Genomic DNA, 18,560 nt, shown 5'->3' with positions numbered 1-18,560 from the left:
AAAAGCAGGGAGTTGCGCATGAACGATCCAAAAATAGAAGCCAAGTACGAGTCCATCCTGCTGCGGGTGCTGTGGATGATCCTCTTCGTGCTGGTGTGGCAAGTGGCGCAGTTCATCCTCGGCGCCGTCGTGCTGGTGCAGTTGATCTATCGTTTGTTCTATGGCGCCCCAAGCGCCAGCCTGATGAATTTCGGCGACAGCCTGAGCCAGTTTCTGGCGCAGATCGGTCGTTTCGGCAGCTTTCACAGCGACCAGAAGCCCTGGCCGTTCGCCGACTGGCCAACGCCGCGTACACCGGAAGGTGAGGCGCCGCATGTCGTGGCACCGGCACCGCATCCGGCCCGAGATGAGGAACCCAAGCTATGAAACTCTGGGTATTGCGTCATGGTGAAGCTGTACCACACGGCTCCCGCCCCCACGATTCGGAGCGGGAATTGACGGATAACGGTCGTAAGGAAGTATTGAAAATCGCCGCAGAGCTGATGGGTCAGCCACTGACCGGCATTTACGCCAGCCCGTACCTGCGAGCGCAGGAAACAGCGCATCTGGTACGAGACGCATTGGGTTTCGAACCGGAAATCCGCACCGTCGAGTGGCTGACACCGGACACGGAGCCGGACAAGGTGGCCGAACAGATGGTCGCGGTAAGCAACGTTTTGCTGGTCAGTCACAACCCGCTGGTGGGGAATCTGCTGAGCTACCTGCAGCATGGTGCCGGACATCCGCCGGAAAGGGTCAGCACTGCCGGTCTGGCGGAGCTCAAGGGTGAAGAGCTGCTGGTCGGGTCAATGAAACTCGACAGCATCAAGCACCCGTAACACCGCTTTTCTGTGGGAGCGTGGCTTGCCCGCGAAGGCATCGACTCGGTCATGCCTGATAAACCGCGGAACCTGCATCGCGGGCAAGCCACGCTCCCACAGGTACGTCATAACCCGAAAAGTTTTGTATGAAATAGTCAACCAAGCACTTGCTTGGTTGACTACGCTTGCTCCAGACCAAAATCACAGGAGCGAGTCGCATGTCTGCTGCTTTTCGTTTGCCGCTGGACGTTTTCTACGAGCGTGAGGCCCGTCATCCCCGCCAGCGCTTTCTGGTCCAGCCTGTCGGGGGCGGCCAGGTCGAGACCTTGACCTGGGCGGACGTCGGTCATCAAGCACGCTGCGCCGCCCACTGGCTGCGAGCGCGGGAACTGCCGCAGGGCAGCCATATCGCCCTGATCTCGAAAAACTGTGCGCACTGGATCGTTGCCGATCTCGCGATCTGGATGGCCGGGCATGTGTCGGTGCCGTTGTACCCAAACCTGACCGCCGAGACCGTTGCCCAGGTACTCGAACATTCGCAAGCAGCGCTGGCATTCATCGGCAAGCTCGACGACTGGCCAGGTATGTCCCGTGGTGTCAGCCCCGACCTGCCGACCATCAGCCTGCCCCTGCATCCTCCCGGCGACTTTGATTTCAGTTGGGACGACCTGCAACGCAGTTCGCCCATACAGGACAATCCCAAGCCCGACGCCGATCAACTGGCGACCATCATTTACACGTCCGGCACCACGGGCATGCCCAAGGGTGTGATGCACAGCTTCGGCACTCTGGGGTTTGCCACCACCCGCGGCACTGCGTTGTTCGGTCTCAACGAGTCGGACCGGCTGTTGTCCTACCTGCCGCTGTGCCACGTTGCCGAGCGCATGTTCGTCGAGCTGGCATCGATCTATACCGGCCAAACGGTGTTTTTCGCCGAGAGCCTCGATACCTTCCTCACCGACCTGCGCCGTGCGCGCCCGACCGCACTGTTTGGTGTGCCGCGCATCTGGACCAAATTCCAGATGGGCGTGTACAGCAAGATCCCGGCAAAACGTCTCGACTTCCTGCTCGGCCTGCCGATCATCGGCAAACGGGTCGGGCATAAAGTCCTCGCCGGGTTGGGGCTGGATGCGCTGCGCATCGCGTTGTCCGGCGCGGCTCCGGTACCGCAGACCTTGTTGCAGTGGTACCGCAAACTGGGGCTGGACGTGCTGGAGGTCTACGGCATGACCGAGAGTTGCGGCTACTCCCACATCGGCCTGCCGGGCCAGAACAAACCGGGCTGGATCGGCAAGCCGTGTCCGGAGGTCGAAGTGCGGATCGCCGAGACGGGGGAGGTCATGGTGCGCAGTGGTGCGACCATGCTCGGGTATTACAAGGAACCGGAAAAAACCGCCGACACCATTACCGAGGACGGCTTCCTGCGTACCGGCGACAAGGGCGAGGAGGACGCCGAAGGCAATCTGCGCCTGACCGGGCGCCTGAAGGAAATCTTCAAGACCAGCAAAGGCAAGTACGTGGCCCCGGCACCGATTGAAAATCGCCTGGCCGTGCATTCGCGCATCGAACAGGTTTGCGTGGTGGGCGATGGCTTGAGTGCGCCGCTGGGTTTGTGCGTGTTGTCGGCGGTCGGCCAGCAGGATGCCGGCGGGGCCGCGCGTGCCGGTTTGCATTCGAGCCTGGAAAAACTGCTGGAGGAGGTCAATGGTGCCCTCGACAAGCATGAACAACTTCGGCGCCTGGTGGTGGTCAAGGACAGTTGGGCCGTGGAAAACGGCTTTCTTACCCCGACCCTGAAGATCAAGCGCAACGTGATCGAAGCGGCTTACGGTGAACGCTTTGAGGAATGGAGCGAGCGCAGCGAAGCGGTGCTGTGGCAGGATTGATCCACGAACAAAACCAACGAGGAAACTCTGCGATGAGCCTGTGGCGCACCACCCCGAACATCGAGCAGTTGAACGCAATCCAGAAAAACACCATCGGCGAAGTGCTGGACATCCGTTTCGAAGCTTTTGACGATGAGTCCCTGACCGCCAGCATGGTCGTCGATCACCGCACCCATCAGCCTTACGGCTTGCTGCATGGCGGTGCCTCGGTGGTGCTGGCCGAATCGGTCGGCTCGATGGCCAGTTACCTGTGCATCGATGCCAGCAAATTCTATTGCGTGGGCCTGGAAATCAACGCCAACCATTTGCGCGGCCTGCGCAGCGGACGGGTGACGGCGGTGGCCAAGCCGATCCACATCGGCCGCACGACCCATGTCTGGGACATTCGGTTGACCAGCGATGAGGGCAAGGCCAGTTGTGTGTCGCGACTGACCATGGCAGTGGTGCCCTTGGGTGAGAATCCGCCGGCGCGTTGAACCAAAACCATAGCTTTGACCGGACTGTCATCATTCCTGTCAGTTACGGTCATTGCTGTAGGACGCGGTCTTGCGGACAATCTACACCTGTTCTCGCTTATGGATTTGCAGGTATGTCGCAACAGATCTTTTTCGCCCACGCCAATGGTTTTCCTTCGGGGACCTACGGCAAGTTGTTTGCGGCGCTGGCACCCGAGTTTCAGGTGACGCATCTGGAGCAGCACGCCCACGACCCGCGTTTCCCGGCGGACGACAATTGGTACAACCTGGTGGATGAGCTGATCCATCACCTGCAACAACAGGCCGAACCCGTGTGGGGCGTCGGTCACTCCTTCGGTGGCGTGTTGCACCTGCATGCGGCCTTGCGTTGCCCCGAGTTGTATCGCGGGGTGGTGATGCTCGACTCGCCAGTGCTGACCCGGACCGATCAATGGGTCATACGGGCGGCCAAACGCTTTGGTTTCATCGACCGCTTGACCCCGGCCGGGCGTACCCTGGGCCGCCGTGAAGAATTCGCCGACCTGGAAAGCGCCCGGAAGTATTTCGCCGGAAAAACCCTGTTTCGTGGCTTCGACCCGGAATGTTTCGATGCCTACCTGCAACACGGCTTGCATCAGGTCGGCGACAAGTTGCGCCTGCGGTTCGACCCGGCCACGGAAATCAGTATCTATCGCGGTGTACCGCACACCAGCCCGGGCAGCACCCGGCAGTTGCAAGTGCCGCTGGCGGTGGTACGCGGGCACAACAGCCGCGTGGTGATGCGCCATCACGCCAGTTCGGTCGACCGCCTGCCGTTGGGCGAGTCGTTGACCATGCCTGGCGGCCACATGTTTCCGCTCGAACGTCCCCTTGATACCGCTGACATGCTCAAAGGCCTGTTCTACCGTTGGGACGGCCGTCGACAACAGGATTGCGCATGAACCACGTCGTCGAAGAGGTCCGTCTGAGCCTGCCGCACATCGAACTGGCGGCGCACCTGTTCGGTCCTGAAGACGGATTGCCGGTCATTGCCCTGCATGGCTGGCTGGACAACGCCAACAGTTTTGCCCGTCTGGCGCCGAAGCTTAAAGGCCTGCGCATCATCGCCCTGGACATGGCCGGTCACGGTCATTCCGGGCATCGCCCGCCGGGAGCCGGCTACGCCATGTGGGACTATGCCCACGACGTGCTGCAAGTCGCCGAACAGCTTGGGCTGAAGAAGTTTGCGTTGATGGGGCATTCGATGGGCGCCATTGCTTCGTTGATCATCGCCGGGTCGATGCCCGAGCGGGTTACCCACCTGGCGTTGATCGACGGCATCATTCCTCCTACAGACAAAGGTGAAAACGCTGCCGAGCGCATGGGCATGGCCCTGCAGGCGCAACTGGATCTGCGGGAAAAGCGCAAACCGGTCTACGACACCCTCGACCGAGCCGTCGAAGCGCGCATGAAAGGCCTGGTGGCGGTCAGCCGCGAGGCCGCAGAACTGCTGGCGCAGCGTGGCCTGATGCCGGTGCCGGGCGGTTACACCTGGCGCACCGACAATCGCCTCACACTGCCATCGCCGCTACGCCTTACCACCGAACAGGCCATGGCCTTCGTCCAGCGGGTCAAGTGTCCTGCAACACTGGTGGTTGCCGCCGACGGCATGCTCGCCAAACACCCAGAGTTGCTGGAGCGTCTACCCTTTAGCCGGGAACAGCTGCCAGGCGGCCACCATTTGCACCTCAATGATGAGTCTGGTGCCGATCTTGTCGCAGACTGTTTCAATCGGTTTTTCGCCATTCCTTGACTTGCGCCGGGCAACTGTCGAGGCTTGGCGGGTTGAAAAGGGAGACAACCATGATAGATCTCTACACCGCTGCGACCCCGAATGGCCACAAGGTCTCTATCGTGCTCGAGGAACTCGGCCTGCCCTACACGGTGCATGCCTTGAGTTTCGACAAAAAGGAGCAGAAGTCCGCGGACTTCCTCAAGATCAACCCCAATGGCCGGATTCCGGCGATTGTCGACCGCGCCAATGGCGATTTCGCCGTGTTCGAGTCAGGCGCCATCCTGATTTACCTCGCTGAACAGACCGGCAAACTGATGCCATCGGACCCGAAGGGGCGTTCGCTGGTATTGCAGTGGCTGATGTTCCAGATGGGGGGCATCGGCCCGATGCAGGGCCAGGCCAACGTGTTCTTCCGCTACTTTCCGGAAAAACTCCAGGGTGCCATCGACCGGTATCAGCATGAAACCCGTCGCCTCTACGAAGTGCTCGACACGCGGTTGCAAGGCGTGGAGTTCCTCGCCGATCAGTACAGCATTGCCGACATTGCCACCTTTCCCTGGGTGCGCGGCTACGAGTGGTCGGGCGTCTCGGTGGAAGGCTTGACGGCGTTGCAACGCTGGATGGCAACCATGGAGGACCGGCCGGCGGTGCAGCGTGGCCTGCAAGTACCGAAACGCGCCGATGAAGCCAGTATTATCAAGGGCGCCCAGGCCATGCTGATCCGATGAGTCTATCCATGCGTTCATTCAGTTTGCTGGTGCTGTGCAGTTTCAGTCCCTTGTTATTCGCCGCCGATGTTCCGGGCAGTCAGGACCTGCCGATAGTGCCGCGCATGGTCGACGCCCAGATTGTCGACTATCGCCCCGCCGCCGAACTGGAGCGGATCTACCCGTTGGGCTCGATCCGTAAAATCAGTGGCCAGTTACGATTCGACGGCCAGGTCAGTGCCCGCGGCAACGTCACTTCGGTGACCTACGAATTACCCTCGGAGCATTCATCCATCGAGGCGTTCACCGCTGCCCGCGAGGCTTTGCAACAGCAGGACGCCGGGTTGCTCTTCTGGTGCCAGGCGCGCGATTGCGGTGAAAGCAGCCTCTGGGCCAACCAGGTCTTTGGCAACGCCAAGCTGTATGGCGCCGACGATCAGCAAGCCTATTTGTTGCTGCGACTTGCTGCTCCAAGGGACAACACGCTCGTTGCGCTGTACAGCATCACCCGCGGTAATCGCAAAGCCTACCTGCATGTCGAACAGTTCGAGGCTTCGACACCGCTGGGCGAGTTGTTACCGACCTCCGCGACCTTGCTGCGTGAACTCAAGAGCACCGGCGAACTTGATTTTGCCACGTTGAACAGCGCACCTGACGAGACCTGGCTCCGCTTGATTTCTCGCGGACTGAATCTGGACACCACCTTGCGGGTCAGCATTTCCGGAGCGAACGCCGAAGCCTGGCGTCAGGCCCTGATTGCCCAGGGCGTGCGTGCCGCGCGGCTGGAAACCGGTAGTGCCGAAGGCTCTGGCCTGCACATCGAGCTATTGCGCTAGGCTGTACCGGGCGAGCGCGTACGTCGCGTTCGCCTACTCTTTTGCTGACTGACTTTTTCGAGACTTTTGATGATCAATAACGATCGCCTGTTGGTGCAGATCCTGCTCGTGGCGTTGTTCGGCGCGAGCTTCTGGGTGATGGCGCCGTTCTGGTCGGCGATGTTCTGGGGCGCGGTCCTGGCGTTTGCCAGTTGGCCGCTGATGCGCTTGCTGACCCGTTGGCTCAATGGCCGCGAGTCGCTGGCGGCGGCATTGCTGACGCTGGGCTGGATGGTGTTGGTAGCGGCACCCTTGGTGTGGCTGGGTTTCAACCTTGCCGATCATGTGCGCGATGCCACGGTATTCATCAAGGATGCTCAGGTTGAGGGGCTTCCCGAAGCGCCGCTGTGGCTGGGTTCGATTCCCCTGGTGGGCGGGCGGCTGGTAGGGATCTGGAACAGTATCGATGAGCAGGGCGCGGCGATGATGGTGTCGCTCAAGCCTTATCTGGGGCAGGTGGGTAACTGGTTGCTGGCGCGCAGCGCGCAGATCGGCGGCGGTATTCTCGAACTGACCCTGAGCGTCGTCTTCGTATTCTTTTTCTATCGTGACGGGCCGCGCCTGGCGGCATTTGTACACACACTGCTGGAGCGGCTGATCGGTCAACGGGCCGGCTACTACATTGAGCTGGTGGCGGGCACGGTACAACGGGTGGTGAACGGTGTGATCGGCACTGCGGCGGCCCAGGCGATCCTGGCGCTGATCGGGTTCCTGATTGCCGGCGTACCGGGTGCGCTGGTGCTTGGCATCGTGACGTTCATGCTCAGCCTGATCCCGATGGGCCCGCCGCTGGTGTGGATTCCGGCAACCGCGTGGCTGGTCTGGAAAGGCGAGTACGGGATGGCCATATTCCTCGGGATCTGGGGCACATTCATCATCAGCGGTGTCGACAACGTGCTCAAGCCGTACCTGATCAGCCGTGGCGGCAACCTGCCGCTGGTCATTGTGCTGCTTGGGGTGTTTGGCGGGTTGATTGCCTTTGGCTTTATCGGCCTGTTCATCGGCCCGACATTGCTGGCGGTGGCCTACAGCCTGTTGATCGACTGGAGCACGACCCAGGCACGGGGTGAAGATCGCCGGCCCTGAGATTTGTATTCAACTCCGGGCGGCGATCCGACGAAGCTTTTGACTCAGGTTGCTACGTTCAGGTGCTTGCCCACGCTTGCCACGTTATCGAGCGAATACTGCTTGCTCAGGTTGGCGACCATTTTTTGCAGCGCGTCATTTACGCTCGATTGATCGGAAGAGCTGTTGGTGTTCTGCTCCCGACCGGCCTGCAGGGCTGCCTTGAGTTCATCACTGCTGACGCCACCGCTGCTGTCGCTGTCCAGCGCCTTGAGCAGCGCGGTGCTGGTGTCGGTGCTGGTCGACGAGTTGCTGTTGCTGGCCTGTAACGCGCTGCTCAGTTCATCGCTGCTGATGGTGCCATCGCCGTCGGCGTCCAGCGCGCTGATCAATGCGTTAGCGAGGTCGGTGTTGGGGGCTTCATCGCCTGGCGGAGGCGGCGGGGGAGCCATCACGGCCATTTCTTCGCCGCTCAGGCTGCCACTGCCATCACTGTCGAGGTCGGTGAAATTCTTGCTCAGGTTGACCAGTAAACCGTCGTCGGTTTGCTGCGACAAAACACTCTTGAGTTCATTTTGATCGACCGTGCCATCGCTATTGCTGTCGAGTTTGGCCAACAGGTCTTTCTGCAATTGCTGGTTGCGGGTGCTATTGGATGTGGTGCTGCTGGTGTAATTCGAGTAATTGCTGCTGATGCTGCCGATCATCGGGCTCACTCCTTGGAAAGATAAACCGGTGGTGTACCGGCTTATGCAGACTCAAGGGGCGAGTTGTCGCGGATATGTGGAGTTTGTACCGAGTGGTACACATGGCTGTCAGCCTCGCCAATATCCCTGTGGGAGCGGGCTTGCTCGCGAAGAGGGAGTGTCAGTCGACGAAAATGTTGTCTGGCACACCGCATTCGTCGGAACGCCGCCCGGAGCAAGCCCGCTCCCACAATGGACCGGTGTGGCTTTCAGGTCCGGGGCAGGCGAATCACCGCCGTCAGGCCGCCGCCCGGAGTTTCTTCCAGTGTCAGCTGCCCGCCCATCCGTTGCGCGGCCTCCCGGGCAATGGTCATGCCCAGGCCAACGCCGCCGGAATTGCGATTGCGCGAGCCTTCAAGGCGAAAGAAGGGTTCGAACACTGCTTCACGTTGTTCCGGGGCGATGCCCGGGCCATGGTCGATGACCCGAATCTCCAGCTGTTCACGATGGTCTTGCAGGGTAATCAACGCCTGTCCGGCATAGCGCAGGGCATTGTCCATCAGGTTGTTGATGCAGGAGCGCAAGGCTATCGGCTGAACTTGCAGGGGGGCGCAGTGGCCGCTGGCCTGGACGTTCGCGCCCTGGTCCTGGGCATTTTCGCTCAGGGATTCCACCAGCGCTTGCACGTCCATCCACTGCGGAGCTTCGCTGGTGCGTTGTTCATGCAGATAGGTGAGGGTGGCGTCGAGCATGCTGATCATGTCGTCGAGGTCTTGGCGCATCTGACCTTGCAGCTTTTCGTCGTCGATTTTCTCCAGCCGCAGCTTGAGCCGCGACAGCGGCGTGCGCAAGTCGTGGGACACGGCGCCAAGCATGCGCGAACGCTGCTTGACCTGTTCCAGGATGCGGCGCTGCATTTTGTTGAACGTGTGCGCTGCTTGCCGTGCTTCCCGTGGTCCCGACTCTTCCAGTGGCGGGCTGTCGAGGTCTTCGCTCAAACGCTCGGCCGCGTCGCTCAGGCGCTGGATCGGCCGGCTCAGCAGTTTGGCGCCGTACCAGGCGGCAATGATCAGTGAGACCAATTGAAACGTCAGGGGTACCAGGGGGCCGCCGAACCACGGCCGTGGTGGCCGTTTTTCGAGGTTTGGGTCCAGTGGTGGGCGTGGCCCGTCCAGGCCCTCGGAAAACTCCGGTGGAGGCGGCGGTGGCGGCGGGCCGTAATGATGAAACCAGGCAAAGGCCAGCAGGTGCGCGAGGATAATCGCCAGCAACAGCACGCCAAACAGGCGGCCGAACAGCGTATCGAAGCGCCCGCGCATCAGCCGATGTCTCGGGCATCGAACAGGTAACCCTCGCCGCGAACGGTCTTGATCAACTGCGGAGCCTTGGGGTCGTCGCCGAGTTTCTGGCGCAGGCGCGACACCAGCAGGTCGATGCTGCGATCAAAGGCTTCGATCGAACGACCACGAGCGGCGTCAAGCAGTTGTTCCCGGCTGAGCACGCGGCGCGGACGTTCGATAAACACCCAGAGCAGGCGGAATTCGGCGTTGGACAGCGGCACCACCAGGCCATCGTCGGCAATCAGTTGCCGCAGCACACTGTTCAGGCGCCAATTGTCGAAACGAATGTTCGCCCGCTGTTCGCTGCGGTCATCGCGCACCCTGCGCAGGATAGTCTGGATCCGCGCCACCAGTTCGCGAGGCTCGAACGGCTTGGCCATGTAGTCGTCGGCGCCCAGTTCGAGGCCGATGATCCGGTCGGTGGGTTCGCAGCGGGCCGTGAGCATCAGGATCGGGATGGCTGACTCGGCGCGCAGCCAGCGGCACAGCGACAGGCCGTCCTCACCGGGCAGCATCAGATCGAGCACCACCACGTCGAAATGCTCCGCCTGCAACGCCAGGCGCATCGCGGCACCATCGGTGACGCCGCTGGCGTGAATGTTGAACCGGGCCAGGTAGTCGATCATCAATTCGCGGATCGGGACGTCATCGTCGACGATCAGGGCACGAATGCTCCAGCGTTTGTCGTCACCGGGCGTTTTTTGGTCGTCGTTCACGGGTGCTGGGGTGTTGTGCATGCGTGCGTTCATCTGCCAGGTAGGCTGCCAACCACAAAGATAGGCTGCGAGGTTGTGGTTCCAGCATAGGCGTCCGGCCCTGAGGCGGGAAGCGCTGTTGCAGGGACCTGTTGCGGTTGCCGAGGGTAGCGGGCCTGGGTGTTGCGGGCGTGTCGTGTGTGTATCGAACTCGACACAATGGCCTCAAGGGCTAGTCTTGCCTGAGCCGTCGCGACGATTTACCGATCATCGGGTCCCGCAGCGGCGCTGGTTCCGCTACAATGCGCGCCGATTTCGACTTGCCTGAGAGCCCACTCATGTCCGCCTGCCAGACTCCCATCATCGTCGCCCTGGATTTCCCTACCCGTGACGCCGCACTGAAGCTGGCCGATCAGTTGGACCCGAAGCTGTGCCGGGTCAAAGTCGGCAAGGAACTGTTCACCAGCTGCGCCTCGGAAATCGTCGGCACCCTGCGCGACAAGGGTTTCGAAGTGTTCCTGGACCTCAAGTTCCACGACATCCCGAACACCACCGCGATGGCCGTCAAGGCGGCGGCGGAAATGGGCGTGTGGATGGTTAACGTGCATTGCTCCGGCGGCCTGCGCATGATGGCTGCGTGCCGTGAAGTGCTGGATCAGCGCACCGGTCCTAAACCACTGCTGATCGGCGTGACCGTCTTGACCAGCATGGAGCGTGAAGACCTGGCGGGCATCGGCCTGGACATCGAGCCACAGGAGCAGGTGCTGCGCCTGGCCGCCCTGGCGGAAAAAGCCGGGATGGACGGCCTGGTGTGCTCGGCCCTCGAAGCCCAGGCACTGAAAGCGGCGCACCCGTCGCTGCAACTGGTGACCCCGGGGATTCGTCCGGCGGGCAGCGCCCAGGACGATCAGCGCCGCATTCTGACGCCACGTCAGGCGCTGGATGCCGGTTCCGACTATCTGGTGATCGGCCGTCCGATCAGCCAGGCGGCGGATCCAGCGAAGGCACTGGCTTCGGTTGTGGCTGAACTGGCCTAAACACCGCTAAACCTGTGGGAGCGAGCAAGCTCGCTCCCACAGTGGTTTTTGGGTGAGTCTAAATATCGGGTTAGACCTTCAACACCAACTTCCCGAAATTCTCCCCGCTGAACAATTTCATCAGCGTCTCCGGGAAAGTCTCCAGTCCTTCGACAATATCTTCCTTGCTCTTGAGCTGCCCATTGGCCATCCAGCCGGCCATTTCCTGGGCGGCGCTGGCGTATTGGGCGGCGTAGTCCATCACCACAAACCCTTCCATGCGCGCGCGGTTGACCAGCAGTGACAGGTAATTGGCCGGTCCCTTGACCGCTTCCTTGTTGTTGTACTGGCTGATGGCACCGCAAATCACCACCCGCGCCTTCATGTTCAGGCGGCTCAACACCGCGTCGAGAATGTCGCCACCCACGTTATCGAAATACACGTCGACGCCCTTCGGGCACTCGCGCTTGAGGCCGGCGAGGACGTCTTCGCTCTTGTAGTCGATAGCGCCATCGAAACCCAGTTCATCGATCAGGAACTTGCACTTGTCGGCGCCACCGGCGATGCCAACCACCCGGCACCCTTTGATCTTGGCGATCTGCCCGGCAATGCTGCCCACGGCGCCCGCCGCGCCCGACAGCACCACGGTGTCACCGGCCTTCGGAGCGCCGACGTCGAGCAGGGCGAAGTACGCCGTCATCCCGGTCATGCCCAGCGCGGACAAGTAACGTGGCAGCGGTGCCAGTTTCGGATCGACCTTGTAGAAGCCTCGCGGTTCGCCGAGGAAGAAGTCCTGCACACCCAGGGCGCCGTTGACGTAATCCCCGACCGCGAACCCCGGGTTGTTCGACGCAATGACTTTGCCCACACCCAAGGCGCGCATGACTTCGCCGAGCCCGACCGGCGGGATGTAGGACTTGCCCTCGTTCATCCATCCACGCATGGCCGGATCCAGGGACAGGTATTGGTTTTCGACCAGTATCTGACCCGCCGCAGGCTCGCCGACCGGTACTTCCTGGTAGGTGAATGTCTCGCGGGTCGCCGCGCCAACCGGACGTTTGGCGAGCAGGAATTGGCGATTGGTCTGGGAGGTCATGGCAGGCACTCAAGTTGAATGAAGCTTTGTTGATAGCCGGTCAGCGACGATGCTGCAAGTTCGGCTGATGCGGCGAATGCAGGTTGATCCAGTGCAGTGATAGTTGGTACGGCAGTTCCATCACTGCAACTCATGGGCGCCCAACCGGAGCCTTGATAGTGCTGCCGTGTTCAAGACCTCCATGGCTAGACTGGTCCTACGCGATTCCCCGCATTCTTCTTTTTGAGGACATAACAAAATGAGCATGACGTTTTCTGGCCAAGTGGTCGTGGTGACAGGCGGGGCGGCCGGTATTGGCCGCGCGACCGCCCAGGCATTTGCCGCCGAGGGCCTGAAGGTAGTAGTGGCCGATATGGACGTGGCAGGCGGCGAGGGCACGGTGGCGCTGATTCGTACCGCCGGTGGCGAAGCGACCTTCGTGCGCTGCAACGTTACCCTGGAAAACGATGTAAAAAATCTGATGGGGGAGGTGGTCAATACTTACGGTCGCCTCGACTATGCCTTCAACAATGCCGGCATCGAAATCGAGAAGGGCAAGTTGGCCGAAGGTACCCTCGACGAGTTCGACGCGATCATGGGCGTCAACGTCAAAGGTGTCTGGCTGTGCATGAAATACCAGTTGCCGCTGCTGCTGGCGCAAGGGGGCGGCGCGATCGTCAATACGGCATCGGTGGCCGGCCTTGGGGCGGCGCCGAAAATGAGCATCTACGCAGCCTCTAAACATGCGGTGATCGGCCTGACCAAGTCAGCGGCCATCGAATATGCCAAGAAGAAAATCCGGGTCAACGCCGTGTGTCCGGCGGTGATCGACACGGATATGTTCCGCCGCGCTTATGAAGCCGACCCGAAAAAAGGCGAGTTCGCCAACGCCATGCATCCGGTCGGTCGCATCGGCAAGGTCGAAGAGATCGCCAGCGCGGTGCTGTACCTGTGCAGCGATGGCGCGGCATTCACCACGGGGCACTCATTGGCCGTGGACGGTGGCGTTACCGCGTTTTAACTCGACATACCAATACCAGACACACTGCGAACCTGTGGGAGCAAGCTTGCTCGCGATGACGGAGTGTCAGTCGACATCTATGTTGGCTGGCTCCGTGCCATCGCGAGCAAGCTCGCTCCCGCAGGTTTTTTTTGGGTTCCGCTAAAGGGCCAGGCAATGTGTTTCAAATGATTAGATCGAATGGTTTTGGCGGCGTTGTCGCACAAGTCTTCGAACACGCCTGTGATTAACTGCTAATCGCAAAATCAACAGGGGTTTGCTTGCTCATGGAATTGAGAATCGACCGACAGGCGCTGGTGCCCGTCGTACAGCAAATTGTTGACGCGCTGACCTGCTGGCTTCATTCCAGCGGGGTATCGCCCGGTACGCGCCTGCCTTCGGTGCGACAGATCGCGCGGATCAATTTGCTCAGTCAGTTAAGCGTCGCTCAGGCTTGTGAACGCCTGGTGACACAGGGAATGCTGGTGTCAGGTCATGGAGCCGGCTATGCGGTTGCCGATCCGGCATTGGCCACAGGTACAAAGCACGAGCCGGTGTGGTTCGAGGGGGCGGAGCCCGATCACGGGACTTTTTCGAGTGAGTTGAGGCTTGGCTGTGGTGGGCTGCCTGAAAGCTGGCGCGAGACAGACGATCTGACTTACGCGATTCGGCAAGTCAGTCGTACCGACACGGCCAGCCTGTTCAACTACAGCACGCCGTTGGGTTTGCCAGCCTTGCGACAACAGATCCTCAAGCACCTCAGGCAGCTGGATATCCGGGCAAAGGACAACCGGATCATGACCACGGCGGGTGCCAGTCAGGGGCTCGACCTGATTGTGCGGACGCTGTTCAAGGCCGGTGACTGTGTGGTCGTGGAGAGTCCCGGTTATCCGGTGCTGTTCGATCTGCTCAGGCTGCACGGCATCCACATGGTCGAGATACCGCGAACACCGCGCGGGCCGGACGTGGAGGTGCTCGAGTCGGTGCTGGTCAAACACCGGCCCCAAGGGCTGTTCATCAATAGCTTCTATCACAACCCGACCGGCAGCAGCCTTGCACCGGTGGTGGCGCGCCGCCTGCTGCAACTGGCCAGGGCCTTCGGTGTGCAGGTGATCGAAGACGACGTTTATGCGGATTTGCACAGCGGTTCCGGTATGCGACTGGCTGCGCTGGACGACGATGTGATCTACGTGGGCAGCTTTTCCAAGACCCTCAGCAGTTCCTTGAGGGTCGGTTTCGTGGTGGCCGATGCCGAAGTCATTACACGTCTGGCCGAGGTCAAGATGATCAGTGGCATGGGCGCTTCGCGATTTTGTGAATCGGTGCTGGCGTGCCTGTTGGCTAACGGTGCCTACCGCAAACTGGTACAGCGTCAGCGCCAACGCTTGAGCAGCGACCGGCTGGTGGTGCTGCAATTGCTCGAAGATGCCGAGTGGGAAGTTTTCGGCAAGCCGGCGGGAGGCCTGTTCATCTGGGCGCGATCACGAATGTCCGACTACGATCAGCTGCGAACCCAGGCACGGCGCCTGGGTGTACTGCTGTCATCGAAGACCGCCTTCAACCCCTCGGGTGAGGCCAGTGACTGGCAGCGTATCAACGTGACATATGCCTGCGATCCGCGTGCCCGGGCGTTCTTTCAGGCCACTGCCCGGGATCGACCTCAAGCGTTCTGAAAACGACGTTGACGTAGCTTTTTGCCATTATTCCGGAGCCAGAGCCTTGTGTTGCCACTGGCCCGTTGCGAATCTGCGTCTACAGACTTTGGCAGGGGACTAAGTGCAATGAAATCGGCCGTGCAAGGACGTTTTGCCAACCTCGGTATGGCGAAAAAACTGGGTGTCGGGTTTGTCCTGGTGCTGTTGTTGACTGCGCTGGTGGCGGGCATTGGCGTTTGGTCCCTGCAAACCATCAGCCAGCGCTTCGATGGGCTCAAGCAAATGTCATCGCTCAACAGCGGTTTGCTCAAGGTGCGGCTACTGGAGCAGGAGTACGCCTTGCACGGCAATCCGAAAACCGTCGATGCCCTGCACGAGGGCGTCGATGGCTTGATCGCCCTGGCCGGCCAGCTCAAGGCCGCGTCTGCGGCCAACGTGCCGGTGATGAATGATGTCGAACAGTCCCTGGGAGCCTATCGCAAGGCCTTCGACGAGTTTGTCTCGCTCAGCCAGGCCAAGGACCTGGCGCTGGAAATGGCCAGTTGGTCGGTGTCCAGCGTGGCCAATAACCTTGATGTATTGCAATCCGGGCTCACCGATGACGGCGCCTATACGCTGAAAGACTCCGAAGGCAAGGACGGTGCGCAATTCATCGAGCAGGCCAGTCAGGTCAGCCAGGTTTCACGCTTGATGCTGCAAGCCATGAATGAAGCGCGCGTGCGTCTGGATCAAAGCCGCAAAGGCGACGACAGCGCCGGGCAGGGCAAGATCGAACAGGCCAGCCAGGCATTGGCCCAGGCCGAACAGCTCAAGACTACGGTCAAGGACGAGGGTTACCAGACCGTCCTCAATGAGGTGATGGGTCATATCGTCAGTTTCAGTGACAAGCTCGCCGAGTACACCGGCCTGCTGGAACAGGAAAAAACCGTCTATCAACAATTACACCAGCGCGCAGCCCAAGTGGTCGAGCGGGTGGATCAGGCTTATGTCGCGCAAGACCTGGCGATGCAGGCTGAACTGAAAAAGAACTCGCTGCTGATCATTGGCTCTTCCGCCCTGGCCTTGCTGGTTGGGTTGGTTGCCGCGTGGTTCATCACCCGGTTGATCGTGGCACCGCTGCGCCGTGTGATTCAGGTGGCGCAGCAGATTGCCTCAGGGGATTTGAGTGCGACCATTGACGTGACCCGCCGTGACGAAATCGGCCAGTTGATGCAGGCAATGCAACAAATGGGCGCGGGGCTCAGCCATATAGTCAGCGGCTTGCAATCGGGTATCGAGCAGTTGGCGACTTCCGCCCAGTCGTTGTCGGCGGTGACTGAACAGACCAATCTCGAAGTCAGCACGCAGAAGGAGGAAACCGAACAGGTCGCCACCGCAATGAATCAGATGACGGCCACGGTGCATGACGTCGCGCGTAATGCAGAGGAAGCTGCGCTGGCCGCGCAAACCGCTGACGGCAAGGTTGAAAGTGGTCAGCAGGTGGTGCGCCAGAGCATGGCGCGGATCGAGCAGTTGGCGGACTCGGCCACCTCGGCCAGTTCGAGCATCGAAAGCCTGAGTGCGGAAATACAGAACATCGGCACGGTTTTGAGTGTGATCAAAAGCGTGGCGGAGCAAACCAATCTGCTGGCGTTGAACGCGGCGATCGAGGCAGCCCGGGCCGGCGAGCAGGGCAGGGGCTTTGCAGTGGTGGCCGATGAAGTGCGTGCGCTGGCCAAGCGAACCCAGCAATCGACCGAGGAAATCGAACGCCTGGTCAGCGCTTTGCGCTCGGCGGCGCAGTCGTCGGTGCAGCAGATCCAGAGCAGTGGCGAGTTGGTGAAGCTGGCGGTCAGCGATGCCTTGCAGACCGAGAGTGCGCTGGGAAGCATTGCGGCGGCGGTATCGTTGATCCAGCAGATGAACCAGCAGATCGCCGCGGCAGCCGAGGAACAGAGCTCGGTGGCCGAGGAGATCAACCGCAGTGTCACCAGTATTCGCGCCAGTGCCGATCAGTCATCGCTGGCGATGCAGGGCAATGCCGCGTCGAGTATTCAGCTGGCGCAACTGGGGGTTGAACTGAAGGGGATGGTGGGGCATTTCAGGCTTTGAAATGATCTTCGGCCAGGCTAAAAAAGCCACCTCTCGGTTAATGCTCATCAGTTAACACACTAAACCTGTGGGAGCGAGCTTGCTCGCGATGGCGGACTGTCAGGCACCCCTTGTGTGACTGTCCAACCGTCATCGCGAGCAAGCTCGCTCCCACAGGGTGGCGGTGTTCAAATCGTTGACTGATTGGCATTAACCTCTAGGTGGCTTTTCCATTTTCGCTGATCAGTCGTAGATCGCTTTCTTCTTCCAGTCTGCGTCAACCTCGACGTCCTTGAGGCCTTCGGTCAACTGGTTGACCTCGCCTTCGACCGGAGCGATGCGATCCATGACCTGGTCGTTGGCCCTGGCCAGGAGTTTTTCCAGGTATTCCAGTTGCTCGGCATAGACCTGTGGTTCCTGCTGTTTGCGCAGGTATTGCACGCCACGCTCGAATGCCAGGCGGGCCTGCCCGGGCTGGTTCTGTTGCAGGGAGTGCTGGCCGAGGTTGTTGAAGAACTCGATGTGCAGCAGCACCAGGATGTGGCGCACTTCACGAATCCAGCGCTTGGCTTCGTTGGGGGGCAGGAAGCCGTCCTGTGCCGCGCGGGTAACCTGGCCGTGCAGGGCTTCGAGCAGGAAGCGTACATCCTTGGCCTTGGCTTCAGTCTGGATCGGTGCCGGCGGATTGTTGACCGGGATGGATTCACCCTGGCCGACAAGGGTTTCCAGTTCGGCGATCCGTGCCTTGAGGTTGGCGCTGGATTTTTCCAGGTTAAGCAGGCGCTGACAGACGTTCAGTTCCAGGCGGGCCAACAGCAGCTTGAGGGCCGGGGTCATCAGCTGGCCGGGGAACGTCTCGGTGATTTCGCCGCAGCGTCGCAGGCGATCGTTGAGCTCAATCTTGGTACGGGCCTTTTCCAGCTTGTTGTTTTCCACCACATGGTTCATGTAGCCAATGGCGATCAACAGTGCGATCCCGGCTACGACTAGCAGGGTGATCATGAGTGGCGTCACCGGTAAGACCTCTTTATAGGTTACGCATGCGGGTTGAGTGGCTTGGCATTTGAGCCCCCAGGCCCGCACGACGGGTTGGATCGGACATGCTTGTTCTTGTATCGGCCGGAGCAACGCTTCTATGAATGATGGCACTCGATACTCAGATTGCCATCATCGGGTGGACTATAACGTCTTGGCGGGTGCCAGAATATAGGCGTCAAACGCCGGGCAGCGGAAAAACCGCAATGGCTCCCAAAAGCAGGGCGAAGTCATTGATTTAAATAAATTTATATCAGGGGGTTGACGACCTCTCAATCCATCCATAGAATGCGCGCCACTTGCAGCGTAAAGCACACAGCGAAACGAAGCAGGGAGTGAATGTTGTACGTGTGTCCCCTTCGTCTAGTGGCCTAGGACACCGCCCTTTCACGGCGGTAACAGGGGTTCGAGTCCCCTAGGGGACGC

18 protein-coding genes, 1 tRNA gene and 1 pseudogene are annotated in these 18,560 nt (G+C 60.5%); 15 read left to right on the top strand and 5 right to left on the bottom strand.

What is annotated here, in order from left to right; translation table 11 throughout:
* The first annotated feature begins 18 nt into the window (after positions 1–18).
* From AC1RDQ_RS13065 to AC1RDQ_RS13025, 9 genes are all read left to right on the top strand, one after another.
* Entirely contained in the window at positions 19–366 is a 348-nt protein-coding gene (locus AC1RDQ_RS13065; RefSeq protein WP_057713666.1) for a DUF4389 domain-containing protein, read from the top strand.
* Positions 363–818, top strand: coding sequence for a phosphohistidine phosphatase SixA (gene sixA / locus AC1RDQ_RS13060; protein ID WP_349735087.1), 456 nt, complete (start codon positions 363–365; stop codon positions 816–818). Before AC1RDQ_RS13065 ends, sixA begins: the two co-directional genes overlap by 4 nt.
* 200 nt (positions 819–1,018) lie before the next feature.
* A complete protein-coding gene (locus AC1RDQ_RS13055) occupies positions 1,019–2,686 on the top strand; it encodes an AMP-binding protein (protein WP_218494368.1) in 1,668 nt (555 codons plus the stop codon).
* A 32-nt stretch (positions 2,687–2,718) separates the two neighbouring features.
* Positions 2,719–3,162: a hotdog fold thioesterase gene (locus AC1RDQ_RS13050; protein ID WP_008003274.1), complete on the top strand. Its 444-nt coding sequence runs from the start codon at positions 2,719–2,721 to the stop codon at positions 3,160–3,162.
* Between the two features lie 113 nt (positions 3,163–3,275).
* Positions 3,276–4,082 carry an alpha/beta fold hydrolase gene (locus AC1RDQ_RS13045; RefSeq protein ID WP_150754038.1) on the top strand — a complete coding sequence of 269 codons (807 nt, stop codon included), beginning with the start codon at positions 3,276–3,278 and terminating at the stop codon, positions 4,080–4,082.
* Positions 4,079–4,933 (top strand): alpha/beta hydrolase, encoded by an 855-nt coding sequence (locus AC1RDQ_RS13040; protein ID WP_407514777.1) that lies wholly within the window; start codon positions 4,079–4,081, stop codon positions 4,931–4,933. Before AC1RDQ_RS13045 ends, AC1RDQ_RS13040 begins: the two co-directional genes overlap by 4 nt.
* A 50-nt stretch (positions 4,934–4,983) precedes the next feature.
* Entirely contained in the window at positions 4,984–5,643 is a 660-nt protein-coding gene (locus AC1RDQ_RS13035) for a glutathione S-transferase family protein (protein ID WP_489339078.1), read from the top strand.
* Positions 5,644–5,651: 8 nt separating this feature from the next.
* Complete coding sequence (locus tag AC1RDQ_RS13030; RefSeq protein ID WP_057713671.1) at positions 5,652–6,458, top strand: DUF4892 domain-containing protein; 807 nt, start codon at positions 5,652–5,654, stop codon at positions 6,456–6,458.
* A gap of 69 nt (positions 6,459–6,527) precedes the next feature.
* Positions 6,528–7,583 carry an AI-2E family transporter gene (locus tag AC1RDQ_RS13025; RefSeq protein ID WP_057713672.1) on the top strand — a complete coding sequence of 352 codons (1,056 nt, stop codon included), beginning with the start codon at positions 6,528–6,530 and terminating at the stop codon, positions 7,581–7,583.
* Positions 7,584–7,627: 44 nt separating this feature from the next.
* Here AC1RDQ_RS13025 and xopAW read toward each other — a convergent pair whose 3' ends face one another.
* The 3 genes from xopAW to AC1RDQ_RS13010 form a co-directional block, all read right to left on the bottom strand.
* On the bottom strand, positions 7,628–8,269 hold the full coding sequence (gene xopAW / locus AC1RDQ_RS13020; RefSeq protein WP_492587510.1) for a XopAW family type III secretion system calcium-binding effector: 642 nt from the start codon (positions 8,267–8,269) through the stop codon (positions 7,628–7,630).
* Between the two features lie 248 nt (positions 8,270–8,517).
* Positions 8,518–9,567, bottom strand: coding sequence for a sensor histidine kinase (locus AC1RDQ_RS13015; RefSeq protein ID WP_492587509.1), 1,050 nt, complete (start codon positions 9,565–9,567; stop codon positions 8,518–8,520).
* Positions 9,567–10,325 carry a response regulator gene (locus AC1RDQ_RS13010; RefSeq protein ID WP_340317611.1) on the bottom strand — a complete coding sequence of 253 codons (759 nt, stop codon included), beginning with the start codon at positions 10,323–10,325 and terminating at the stop codon, positions 9,567–9,569. The genes AC1RDQ_RS13015 and AC1RDQ_RS13010 overlap by 1 nt, the downstream gene beginning before the upstream one ends.
* Positions 10,326–10,621: 296 nt before the next feature.
* Here AC1RDQ_RS13010 and pyrF point away from each other — a divergent pair, with 296 nt between their 5' ends.
* A complete protein-coding gene (gene pyrF, locus AC1RDQ_RS13005) occupies positions 10,622–11,320 on the top strand; it encodes an orotidine-5'-phosphate decarboxylase (protein ID WP_008016546.1) in 699 nt (232 codons plus the stop codon).
* A 70-nt stretch (positions 11,321–11,390) separates the two neighbouring features.
* Here pyrF and AC1RDQ_RS13000 read toward each other — a convergent pair whose 3' ends face one another.
* Complete coding sequence (locus AC1RDQ_RS13000; RefSeq protein ID WP_492587508.1) at positions 11,391–12,395, bottom strand: NADP-dependent oxidoreductase; 1,005 nt, start codon at positions 12,393–12,395, stop codon at positions 11,391–11,393.
* Positions 12,396–12,633: 238 nt separating this feature from the next.
* On the opposite strand from AC1RDQ_RS13000, the gene AC1RDQ_RS12995 reads away from it, so the two are divergent.
* The 4 genes and pseudogenes from AC1RDQ_RS12995 to AC1RDQ_RS12980 all read left to right on the top strand — a co-directional run bounded on the left by AC1RDQ_RS12995 (position 12,634) and on the right by AC1RDQ_RS12980 (position 17,120).
* Positions 12,634–13,395: an SDR family oxidoreductase gene (locus tag AC1RDQ_RS12995; RefSeq protein ID WP_492587507.1), complete on the top strand. Its 762-nt coding sequence runs from the start codon at positions 12,634–12,636 to the stop codon at positions 13,393–13,395.
* A gap of 266 nt (positions 13,396–13,661) precedes the next feature.
* Positions 13,662–15,047, top strand: a complete 1,386-nt coding sequence (locus AC1RDQ_RS12990; RefSeq protein WP_492587506.1) for an aminotransferase-like domain-containing protein — start codon at positions 13,662–13,664, stop codon at positions 15,045–15,047.
* Positions 15,048–15,155: 108 nt separating this feature from the next.
* Positions 15,156–16,259, top strand: a pseudogene (locus AC1RDQ_RS12985) (HAMP domain-containing protein); the annotation flags it as partial.
* On the top strand, positions 16,239–17,120 hold the full coding sequence (locus AC1RDQ_RS12980; RefSeq protein ID WP_371918576.1) for a methyl-accepting chemotaxis protein: 882 nt from the start codon (positions 16,239–16,241) through the stop codon (positions 17,118–17,120). The pseudogene AC1RDQ_RS12985 and the gene AC1RDQ_RS12980, both read left to right, overlap by 21 nt.
* Positions 17,121–17,342: 222 nt before the next feature.
* Here AC1RDQ_RS12980 and AC1RDQ_RS12975 read toward each other — a convergent pair whose 3' ends face one another.
* Entirely contained in the window at positions 17,343–18,101 is a 759-nt protein-coding gene (locus AC1RDQ_RS12975) for a hypothetical protein (protein WP_492587505.1), read from the bottom strand.
* A 385-nt stretch (positions 18,102–18,486) separates the two neighbouring features.
* Here AC1RDQ_RS12975 and AC1RDQ_RS12970 point away from each other — a divergent pair.
* Positions 18,487–18,559 (top strand) — tRNA-Glu (locus AC1RDQ_RS12970).
* The last annotated feature ends 1 nt before the right edge of the window (position 18,560 follow it).

The organism is Pseudomonas sp. GW823-FHT02E01, from assembly GCF_058797535.1.
The sequence above is the reverse complement of the archived record's forward strand: the minus strand, read 5'-3'. Positions and strand labels throughout refer to the sequence as shown.